Raw genomic sequence first — 10375 nt, 5'->3', positions numbered from 1 at the left:
TCCCTTTTTGATTATTCTCGGTTGAAAATGCCTTTCGGCCTTACTTACAATATATCCTTTCGCTCTGCTTTTCTCTTGTACTAAAATGTTGCTTTTGGAACTTTTTTGCCCTGATTTTTTGAATGTTCCAATTTGAGCTTTTCTGTCGGCCGGAGACGGAATAAAAACTGCTTTCAGGGAAAGAGCTAATTGTTTTAACTGTCTATTGACAATGAATATTATTTAATATATAATTAAATTAAACTCAAAAGACATCCTGCCCAAAGAACAGCCGGAGCCTATACATACAGGCGTCTGGGACGCGGCGGAAGCAAGGACATGGTATCACGCGAAAAGATGCGCATACGGGCGCGGAGACCCCCGTAAATAATATAAAAAGAAGAAGGAGAGTAAGTTATGAGAAGCATTACAACATTAGACCTGCAATATGCACACCGCTTTTATGGGTTCAAGGGCGAAGCCCAGTACCTGCACGGCCATACGGGTGTTCTGACCATTGAAGTGGAGGACAGCGTGAATGCCGGCGTGAACATGGTGTTCCCCTGCAATGAAATTCAGAAAACCGCATGGGACGTTCTGAAAAACTTTGACCACGCGCTGATCCTGCGGGAGGATGACCCCCTGCTGCCTGCGATCCTTGACGTATACGAGAAACAGGGCATCAAAAACGGACATCCCAACAACGTTATGAAGGGCGAGGCGTTTAAGACAGAGCTTGCCACCGCATATCCGGACTGCCGTTTGGTCGTCACTAAGGAGACCATGACCGTTGAGGGCATGATCAAGATCGTTTATGACCTGCTGAAGGATAAGCTGAACATTGCGAAGCTCACTTTTACCAGCGGCGTAAACGCTGCCAGCGCGGAATTTGACACGAAAAATGAAATTGACCGCTGCCCGCTGTGCGGCATTGCGCTGAATGAAAACGGCGTCTGCCCGAAGTGCGGATACAAAAAGCAATAAATCTTCCGGCCGCCCGCGGCTGAAGTGAGGCAAGCGCCCTATGCTGAAAAGCATAGGGCGCTTGCCTGTTTGGGGTGTGTATGCCGCCCGGCGGAGCAGACGGGACGCTGGGGGCTGAATGCAGCATCCCCGTACCCTATTTTGTATGGAGCGGGAGCCGAGCGCCTGCTCTGCTCCTGCTTCCGCTGCGGAAAAGCGCCGCTCAGAAGCCGTATTCGATGGTTTCCTCCCGGTGGGTCTGCGCCGCGCGCCGCGCTGCAAGACATGCGGCTGCGCTGGCGAGCCCGTGCTCCAGCCCAAGCGGGCTGGGCGCGCCTTCCAGCATTTCCGCAAAGCCGCGGGCCAGCGCCTCGTCGCCGCCGAAGTGCACCAGTCCTTCCGGATAATGAAATTGATGGACGGCGGTATGGCGTTCGTCGTAATAGTCCACACGGAGCTGTGCTGTGTAAAAATCAAACTCCGCGCTGGCTCTTGTGCCGATAAAGCGCGCGCCGCGCCGCCCGGCGTCGTTTTTTACAAGAAATGTCTGATGGTATGAAATGAGCGTGCCGTCTTCGCAGGTGAACAGCGCCGCGCCCACATCTTCGTTTCCGGTGTCCCTGGCAAAGCAGCACAGCTCGCCAGAGGGCTCTTCCTTGCGGCGGTGTTCCACAACAAAGCTGCTTTCCGGGCAGGTGCGGTATTCAGGGCAGTCCGGGCAATGCAGCCCCGCAGGCTTGTTGCCTTTGAAATACATTTTGGAGGTGAGGGCGGCCACCGAGACGGGACGCTTGCCCAGGATGTGAGTAATATAGTCGATGTCGTGGGTGCTTTTTTGCAGAAACAGCCCGCCGGTGAGGGCGGCGTCCCGGTACCAGCTGTGATAGTAAACGCCGCCGTAAGGCACATTGTTGACGGCCTGCACGGAAACGACGTCACCCAGCGCGCCGCTGTCCACAAGGCGCTTCATCTCCTGTACGATGCAGGTGACGTGCAGCGGGAAAGAGACCATAACGCGGCCTCGCTGCGCGGGCGGCGCGGCCAGCAGCCGGGCGTACTGCGCTTCATCGATGCATACGGGCTTTTCCAGGAACAGGGGCAGGCCGCGTTCCATCACAAGGGCGGCGTACCGGGCGTGCAGGCCGCACCGGGTGCCGATGAACACGGCATCCAGCGCCTCACGGTCCAGCATCTCCTCCGCGTCCGCGTAATAGCGGGTGTCTGCAAAGCGGCCGTCACGGGCCAGCTGCGGCTGCAGCGTTTCCAGGCGCGGGTCCGCGACAGCGGCCGGCGCGAGAGGAAGGCCCGCGCCGGTAAATGCTTTCATCATGGTCTCGCTGCGCAGGCCGTAGCCGATAAAGCCGATTTTTTTCATGGTGATTCCTTCTTTCCGGTGTTTTTTGACGCGCATGCCCGGACGGCATTGCACTTATTATAGAAAGCAGGATGCCCGCAGTCAAACAAACGGACCAAAGATGCAAAAAAAGAACGAAAAAGATAAAACGGCGGCCGCAGCCGGACGTGAATTGAGAAACGGTATTGTGCTTTTTGATGCGGTACTTTTGCCGAAAAACGGCGCAAAAAAGCAAAACAGGAGATTTTTAACCGAGAAATGCGTCTGAAAAGACAAAAAATGCGTCTGATTTTTTTTGCGGTTTGCGGTATGATAAAAAATAACAATACAGGACAGGAGGGACCATGGCAGTGCGGATCTATCTGGAAGAAAGCGCGCGGCGGTTTGAGACGGGTGTGCGGGAGCTGGAGGTGCTGGGCGGCTTTAAGCTGGCCGGGGACGGCGTACCTGTGCGCTGGAGTGAAGCCGGTGTGCCGGGCATTTCCTGGGACGGCAGCAGGGCGCAGCTCTCTGGTGCGGGCGAAGCGCAGTTTTTTCGCGGGCTGGGCCTGCTGCGGGAGCGCCTGGCAGGCGGCGCGGCTCCCTTTGAACAGACCGAGGCGCCGGTGTTCCGCGGCCTGGGCGCCAGTTTTGACCTTTCCCGTAATGCAGTGATGACGGTGGATGCGCTCAAGCGGATGCTGTGCCGCATGGCGCTGATGGGCTACAACGAGGCTTACTTATATACGGAGGATACCTATGCGCTGCCGGAATATCCGTTTTTCGGCTACCAGCGGGGAAGGTACGGCGCCGAGGATCTGCGTGCGCTGGACGGTTGGGCGGCGGCGCTGGGCATCGAACTGATCCCCTGCATCCAGACACTGGGGCATCTGGAACGTTTTCTGCATTGGGAAAGCAGCGCGCCTCTGCGGGATACACCGGATGTGCTGCTGGCCGGGGACGAGGAAACCTACCGGCTGATCGAGGCCATGCTGCGCCGGTGCCGTGCATGCTACCGCACGAAAAAAATACACCTGGGCATGGACGAAGCCATGAATCTGGGCTTGGGCGGGTACTTGAAAAAGAACGGCTATCACGAGAGCTTTGACATTATGCTGCGCCATGTGGAGCGCGTGGGCGCGCTGGCCCGAAAGCACGGCTTTGAGCCAATGATGTGGAGCGACATGTATTTCCGCTGCGCCAGCCCCAACGATGATTACTACGAGGACGACATCGAGATCCCCCAGACGGTAATAGACGCCGCGCCCGCGGACATGACGCTGGTATATTGGGATTATTACCACGACGACGAGGCGTTCTACGACAGATACATCCGCCTGCACCAGAAATTTGCCGCGCCGCTGCGGTTTGCGGGCGGTATGTGGACGTGGCTGGGCCCGGCCGTTGACTATGACGTGTTTTTCAAAAAAGCGGAGCCCGCGCTGCGTGCCTGCCTCGGAAACGGCGTGACGGATGTGATGATCACCACATGGGGCGACGACGGCGGAGAGACGAGCCCTCAGGCGATGCTGCTGGGCCTGCAGGCCTGGGCGGAGTTCTGCTATACCGGCGGGATGGACCGCGGGCACATCTGCCGCAGGCTCGCCGCCTGCACGGGCGCGGACGGGCGGGCGCTGGCGCGCATCAGCGCGTTCAACAAAACGCCGCTTCTGGACGCTGAAAGCGATCTGCCCAATGCCGCAAAATTTCTGCTGTATCAAGACCCGCTTTTGGGCCTGTACGATTTGGATATCGAAGGGCTGGGCTTTGCGCAGCACTACGCCTCGCTGGAGACGGAGTTTGCCGCATATGCGCAGGAGGGCGGCCAGTGGACGCTGCTGTACCGTTTTTATGAGCTGCTGGCCCGCGTGCTGAAAAACAAGGCGGAATTGGGCCTTGGGCTGTACCGCGCTTACCAAAAGCAGGACCGCGCCCGGCTGGCAGCGCTGGCCGGACAGGCGCGGCAGGCCGCAGAGGACTGCGGAGCGCTACGCACATGCTGGCGGCAGCTGTGGATGGCGGAATGCCGTCCGCAGGGGTTTGAAGTGCTGGAGCTGCGGCTGGCCGGCGTACAGGCCCGCCTGGAAGCGGCCGCCGCTCGAACGGAAGACTGGTGCGCAGGCAGCGTGCAGCGCCTGGAGGAGCTGGAAGAGGGGCGGCTGCTCCTGCTGCGCACACCCGGCACCAGCCGCCTGCACGGCGTGTATTTCTGGCGCGAGATCGCAAGCGCATCCAAATGCTTTTGAGAACAGGCGCTCCCGCGCCGCGGCCCGCGAAAGAGCCGGAACGGGGAAAAGGGAAAGGGATGGTTATGCAATGAAAAGAATCACGATGGTCATCGCAGGCCTGGGCGGCCGCGGCCACGACATTTACGGCAACTATGCCATGGAGCACCCGGATGAGGTGGAGATCGCTGCAGTGGCGGACCCGCGTCCCGAGCGGCTGGAGCTGGCGCAAAGGGAGTGGAACATCCCGGCGGAGCGCTGTTTCGCAACGGCGGAGGAACTGTTTGCGCAGCCGCAGCTGGCGGACGCGGCGGTCATCGCCACGCAGGACCGGCAGCATGTCGTCCATGCGGAGGCCGCGCTGAAAGGGGGGTACCATTTGCTGCTGGAAAAACCAGTGGCGGTGGACATTGAGGGCTGCCTGGAGGTACTGCGTTTGGCGCGGAGGTATCAGCGCCATGTGGTGGTGTGCCATGTGCTGCGCTATACGCCTTTTTACAATGCCATCAAGCGGATCATCGAGGACGGCCGCATCGGCGAGGTGGTAACCATCCAGGCCATGGAACAGGTGGGCTACTGGCATCAGGCGCACAGCTATGTGCGCGGCAACTGGCGCCGAGCGGACGAATCCAGCCCGATGATCCTGGCAAAGTGCTGCCACGATATGGACATTCTCATCTGGCTTACGGGCAAGCGGGCGCGCTATGTAAGCTCTTACGGCAACAATTATCTGTTCCGTGCGGAAAAAGCCCCCGCGGGCGCGGCGCAGCGCTGCATGGACTGCGCTGTGCGCGCCGGCTGTCCCTACGACGCGGTGCGGTATTATCTGGAGAGCGGCCGCACCAGCGTACGCGCGGGGCGCGTGCACTGGCCCATTAACGTGCTGGACCCTCACCCCACACCCGAGAACATCGAGCAGGCGCTGCGCACCGGCCCCTACGGCCGCTGTGTTTATCACTGCGACAACGACGTTGTGGACCACCAGGTGGTAAATATCGAGCTGGACGGCGGCACCACCATCAATTTTACCATGTCCGCGTTCACCGAACGGTGCTACCGCACCATCAAGGTGATGGGTACCCACGGCTGTGTGGAGGGAAATATGGATCTCTCCCACCTGGTGTGGCACGACTTCTTCGGCCACAGCGAAGAAATGGACCTGAATGTAACGGACGGTTCCATGGCCGGGCATGGCGGAGGAGACGCCGTTATGGTGAAACAGTTTGTAGAACTGCTGGCCAGCGGGCGGGACGACGAGATGCTCTCTTCTGTGGAACACTCCATCGAAAGCCATCTGGTGGCGCTTCTGGCCGAGCGCTCCCGCCTGGAACATGGCCGCAGCCTGCCCGTGGAGCTGTGAGCATAGTTCGGAATTTGTCTTTTTTGTTAAGGAGATCGTTTTTTGATGCTTCAATATTGAAAACAGAATGAATAAAAAAGGACTCTGTTTTGCAAATGATTTAAATTTCTTTGTTCATTTTGCTGCAAAAATATGATAATATTTTTTGATGGTGCCGGAAAACAGTAAAACAAGCGCCGAAAAAGACAAATACATTGCGCGGCGTCCTTGTTATACTGAAAGTGCAGAACAGGAAGGGCGACGCAGCCTTTTCCAAAGGATCTTTTAGGAGGAAAACGCAAATGAAAAAAATATTGGCACTCTGTCTTGCGCTGACGATGGCACTGGCTGTGTTCGCCGGATGCTCGGGCGCAGCTTCTTCTTCAGCGCCGGCCGCCGGCTCCGCCAGCGGCTCTGCTTCCACAGGCGGCTCTGCCACCGGCAAGCAGCTTTCGGGCAAGGTCGTGTACTGGTCCATGTACAACGAGGGAGAGCCCGAGGCAATGGCCATCCAAAAGGCCGCTGATATGTTCATGGAGGACTACCCCGACTGCGAGGTGGAGATCCAGTGGATCGGCCGTTCCAACCAGGACATCACCGGCCCGGCGCTGGAGGGCGGCGAGCAGCTGGACATCCTGGACAATTTTTCGTATGATAAGAGCACGGACCGTTATCTTGACATCACGGACATGATGAACGAGCCGGCCCTCGGCCAGGAGGATATGACCGTGGCCGAGAGCATTCTGCCGGTGCTGAATCTCGCCAACGCCCAGGGACAGGAAAAGGCCGGGCTGGAGACGGACAAATACTACGGCGTGCAGATGTTCCCCTGGGTGGTGGGCTTCTTCTACAACAAGGATCTGTTCCAGCAGGCGGGCATCACCGAAACGCCCGAGACCTGGACGGAATTCATGGAAGCATGCCAGAAGCTGAAGGACGCGGGCATCAATGCCGTCACCTGTGATGACGCATACATGACGCTGATCCCCAACAACTATCTGGCCCGCCTGGTGGGCAGCGATACCATCGCAGCCATGAGTGCCAGCGCGTCCGACCCGGCGTGGCAGTCCGAGGAAGTGAAGCAGGCGTTTGCCGCCATGGAGACGCTGTCGCCGTTTATGTCCCCGCAGACAGCCACCAATAAGTATCCCGCCGGCCAGCAGGAATTCGCGCTGGGCGAGGCGGCCATGTACCTGAACGCCAGCTGGATGCCTTCCGAGGTGGCCGACACGGCGGGCGAGGACTTCCCCTGGGGGTTCTTCGCGTTCCCGCAGGTGGAAGACGGAGCTGAGGGCAGCGGCTACGTTTCCGTCGGAGGTGTTCCCCTGGCCGTATACAGCGGCTCCCCGAACCCCGAGGCGGCGAAGGAGTTCCTGCGCTATGTGGCGTCCAAGGAAGTGCAGGACTATCTGGCCGAGCAGGGCGGCGCTCCGGCGACCGTCGGCTCCGAGTGGCCCGGCGCCCGTGCCGAATGCACGGATGTGATCGCTGCTGCGGACAAGGTGGCCAGCCTGAACTGCGACCTTTCCAGCGAGTTTGTGAGCGCAGTGTTTACAATGGAGATGAACAAGGTGCTCACCCAGCAGACGACGGCCGACAAGGCGGTATCCACCCTGACGGGCGAAGCTTCCAAATATTGACGCCGGCCGGATAAAACAAGGAAACAGGATAGGGATGCCGGCCGCGCACAAATGCGCGCCGGCATCCGCTTTTTCAAATGATACAGCCAGGGGGCAGGCTTCCCGGCAAAGCAACAAGGAGGGGCAGCGGTGAAAAAAGGGCTGCGCAGAATGTATCTGGCGTTCCTTTCGCCCGTGGTGATCGCATTTTTAATCGCTTATCTGTATCCCGTGCTGCGCACGGTTCAGATGTCGTTTTTTGAGGTGTCGGATATCAGCGCCGCGCGGGATACCTGGGAATTCGTAGGGCTTTATAATTATGTAGACCTGTTCAGCCGTCAGCTGTTCCGGGTATCGTTCAAGAATATGATGCTGATCTTCCTGGCGGGAGGCGCGGCGGTATTTCTGATCTCGCTGTTTTTTGCCTGGGTACTGCACAAGGGCATGTTCATGGGCAACCTGTGGCGCAACCTTATCTATCTGCCCACGGTCATCACGCCCGTGGCCATGATCACGGTGTGGACGCAGTATGCGTACAACAGCCGGTACGGCCTGCTCAAAACGGTGTTCGAGACGCTGGGCCTGGACGGCCTTGCGGCCATACCATGGACAAGCACTCAATACGCGTTCTGGTCCATGCTCATCGCTTTCTGCTTTTGCAGCATCGGCGGCAACCTGCTGGTGTACATGGCCGCCATGAAAAAGATCCCGGACGACCTGTTCGAGGCGGCGTTTATGGACGGCGCGACGGAAGGAAAGATTTTTTTTCGCATCACCCTGCCGCTCATCGCGGACAATGTTAAAACGCAGTTCACCTTCTGGACCATCGGCTGCATCGGCTTCTTTCTGTGGTCCCGCGTGTTCAGCGTGGTCCCGTCGGACCCCACGACCATCACGCCCGCCAGCTATATGTACGACCAGATCTTCGGTACGTCCATCAGCTCGAATGCGGTGGCGTCGGGCACGAACGTGGGCATGGGCGCGGCCATCGGCGTGGTGCTGTGCCTGATTACCGTCGCGGCGATGGCGCTCATCAATCTGATCTTCCCGAAGGAAAAATACGAGATGTAAGGAGGACGGCCCCTATGCGAAAATATCCGTCTTTCTGCCTGCGGCAGAAAAGCCCTCCCGCAGGCCGCGTCAGCGGCTGGGCGGGAAAGGCAGTGCACGTTCTGGGCAAGGCTCTTATCCTGTGCTGGTGCGCCTTCACGGTCGCACTCATCGGCTGGGTGGTGCTGGCGTCCTTCACGCCCACCCGGGACATCTTCCAAAACGACCTGCTGGCCGCCGGGCTGGACCTGAGCGGCTATGAAGTGGTGATGGAACGGTATCACATCATGGATTATTTCCTCAACAGCGTGCTGTACACGGTCTGCGCCTGTGCGGGGCTCATTGTCTTCTGCGCGCCCGCGGCTTTCGTGATGACGAAGTTCGTGTTCCGCGGCCGCCGCCTGTTCCAGACATTGTTCTCCGTTGCGCTGGGCCTGCCGGGCGTAATGATCCTGGCGCCGCTGTACATGATGCTGGTTCGGGCGAACCTGCACAATTTCCGCGGCACGCTCATCCTAGTCTACCTGTGCACGGGCATTGCCGCGACAACGGTGTATCTGATGGGCTTTTTCGCCACGGTGCCCATGACGGTGTTTGAATCCGGCCTCATTGACGGGTGCAGCCATATCACCTCGTTTTACAGGCTTATCCTTCCGCTGGCAAAACCGGGGATCGTGACCATCACCATCTTCAATTTCATCGGATACTGGAATGAATATATCTGGGCACTGGTGTTCTCCGGCAAGCAGGCCAACCGCACGTTGGCCGTGGCACTGCAGACGCTGGTGACCAGTATGCAGACGACAGGCAATTATCAGGGCCTGTTCGCGGGTGTGGTGATCGTATTCGTGCCCACGGTGATTATTTATGTGCTGCTGTCCAAGCAGATCATGTCCGGCGCAACGGCCGGCGCAGTCAAAGGATGAGAAACGATGCTCAAGCCGGTACCTGTCGAGCCAGTACTCAGCGTAAAAGAGCTTTATACGCTGTATTATTTTCACCATGAAAGCGGTTACCGCTTTGCGGGAGAAAGCCATGATTTCTGGGAAATTATTTATGTGGACAAGGGGCGTGCCAGCGGCATCAACGGCACCGAGCCCTATACGCTGGAAAAAGGGCAGATCATTTTTCACCATCCCAATGTTTTCCACAACTTTCGAACGGACGGCGCGCCCGACGCTGAGGATGGCGCGGACTGCGACATCTTTGTGGTATCCTTCAACGGCGAGCTGGAGATGCTGGAGCAGTTCAGGGACCATATTTTTACCCTGAGCATGCACGAGCGCCATCTGTTCCGGGAGATGATCGAGGAAGGAAAACAGGTATACGATAAGCCCTTCGGCAAAAATCTGGTTTACCGGAAGGATGCGCCGCATGAACCGGAGCATCTGCCCGGCGCAAAGCAGATGATACGCAATCTGCTGGAGCAGCTGCTGATCTCGCTTTACCGCAAGCAGCAGGAATGCCCAGCACAGGTGCAGTCGCTGCCCATGCAGTCTCTGGGGATGGAGTATCAGATCGTACGCCAGGTCGTCACCTTTCTGGATCAGAACATCTACAACAACATCACCTTTGTGGACGTTGCCAGCCATTTCAACCTGAGCGAGACGCAGCTGAAAAAACTGTTCCGTGAGGTGACGGGATACAGTGTGATGCAGTACTATCGCAAAAGCGTGGTGGGGCGTATCGAGTATCACATCCGTCAAATGGACAAAAATTTCACCGAACTGGCGGATCTGTTCAACTTCAGCTCCATCCACTATTTTTCCAAGTTTTACAAGCGCGAGACAGGGCACACGCTGCGCGAGTATCTGAAAAGCTCGCAGGACGTGAGCCTGCCGTAGCGGCAGAAAACAAAACTAAACCG

At 58.1% G+C, this 10375-nt stretch carries 8 protein-coding genes; 7 read left to right on the top strand and 1 reads right to left on the bottom strand.

What is annotated here, in order from left to right; translation table 11 throughout:
• The first annotated feature begins 396 nt into the window (after positions 1-396).
• On the top strand, positions 397-963 hold the full coding sequence (locus TQ39_RS04920; protein WP_050004761.1) for a 6-carboxytetrahydropterin synthase: 567 nt from the start codon (positions 397-399) through the stop codon (positions 961-963).
• A gap of 202 nt (positions 964-1165) precedes the next feature.
• Here TQ39_RS04920 and TQ39_RS04915 read toward each other — a convergent pair whose 3' ends face one another.
• Positions 1166-2317 (bottom strand): Gfo/Idh/MocA family protein, encoded by a 1152-nt coding sequence (locus TQ39_RS04915; RefSeq protein ID WP_050004760.1) that lies wholly within the window; start codon positions 2315-2317, stop codon positions 1166-1168.
• A gap of 323 nt (positions 2318-2640) precedes the next feature.
• On the opposite strand from TQ39_RS04915, the gene TQ39_RS04910 reads away from it, so the two are divergent.
• From TQ39_RS04910 to TQ39_RS04885, 6 genes are all read left to right on the top strand, one after another.
• Positions 2641-4521, top strand: a complete 1881-nt coding sequence (locus tag TQ39_RS04910) for a beta-N-acetylhexosaminidase (RefSeq protein WP_050004759.1) — start codon at positions 2641-2643, stop codon at positions 4519-4521.
• A gap of 70 nt (positions 4522-4591) precedes the next feature.
• Positions 4592-5860 (top strand): Gfo/Idh/MocA family protein, encoded by a 1269-nt coding sequence (locus TQ39_RS04905; protein ID WP_050004758.1) that lies wholly within the window; start codon positions 4592-4594, stop codon positions 5858-5860.
• Between the two features lie 281 nt (positions 5861-6141).
• Complete coding sequence (locus TQ39_RS04900) at positions 6142-7479, top strand: ABC transporter substrate-binding protein (protein WP_050004757.1); 1338 nt, start codon at positions 6142-6144, stop codon at positions 7477-7479.
• A 129-nt stretch (positions 7480-7608) separates the two neighbouring features.
• Complete coding sequence (locus TQ39_RS04895; protein WP_050004756.1) at positions 7609-8529, top strand: carbohydrate ABC transporter permease; 921 nt, start codon at positions 7609-7611, stop codon at positions 8527-8529.
• A 14-nt stretch (positions 8530-8543) separates the two neighbouring features.
• Complete coding sequence (locus TQ39_RS04890) at positions 8544-9434, top strand: carbohydrate ABC transporter permease (RefSeq protein WP_050004755.1); 891 nt, start codon at positions 8544-8546, stop codon at positions 9432-9434.
• 6 nt (positions 9435-9440) lie between these two features.
• Positions 9441-10352: an AraC family transcriptional regulator gene (locus TQ39_RS04885; RefSeq protein ID WP_009325226.1), complete on the top strand. Its 912-nt coding sequence runs from the start codon at positions 9441-9443 to the stop codon at positions 10350-10352.
• Positions 10353-10375 lie beyond the last annotated feature (23 nt).

Source organism: Ruthenibacterium lactatiformans, from assembly GCF_000949455.1.
Taxonomy (GTDB): domain Bacteria; phylum Bacillota; class Clostridia; order Oscillospirales; family Ruminococcaceae; genus Ruthenibacterium; species Ruthenibacterium lactatiformans.
This window is presented reverse-complemented; position numbering and strand designations above follow the sequence as displayed.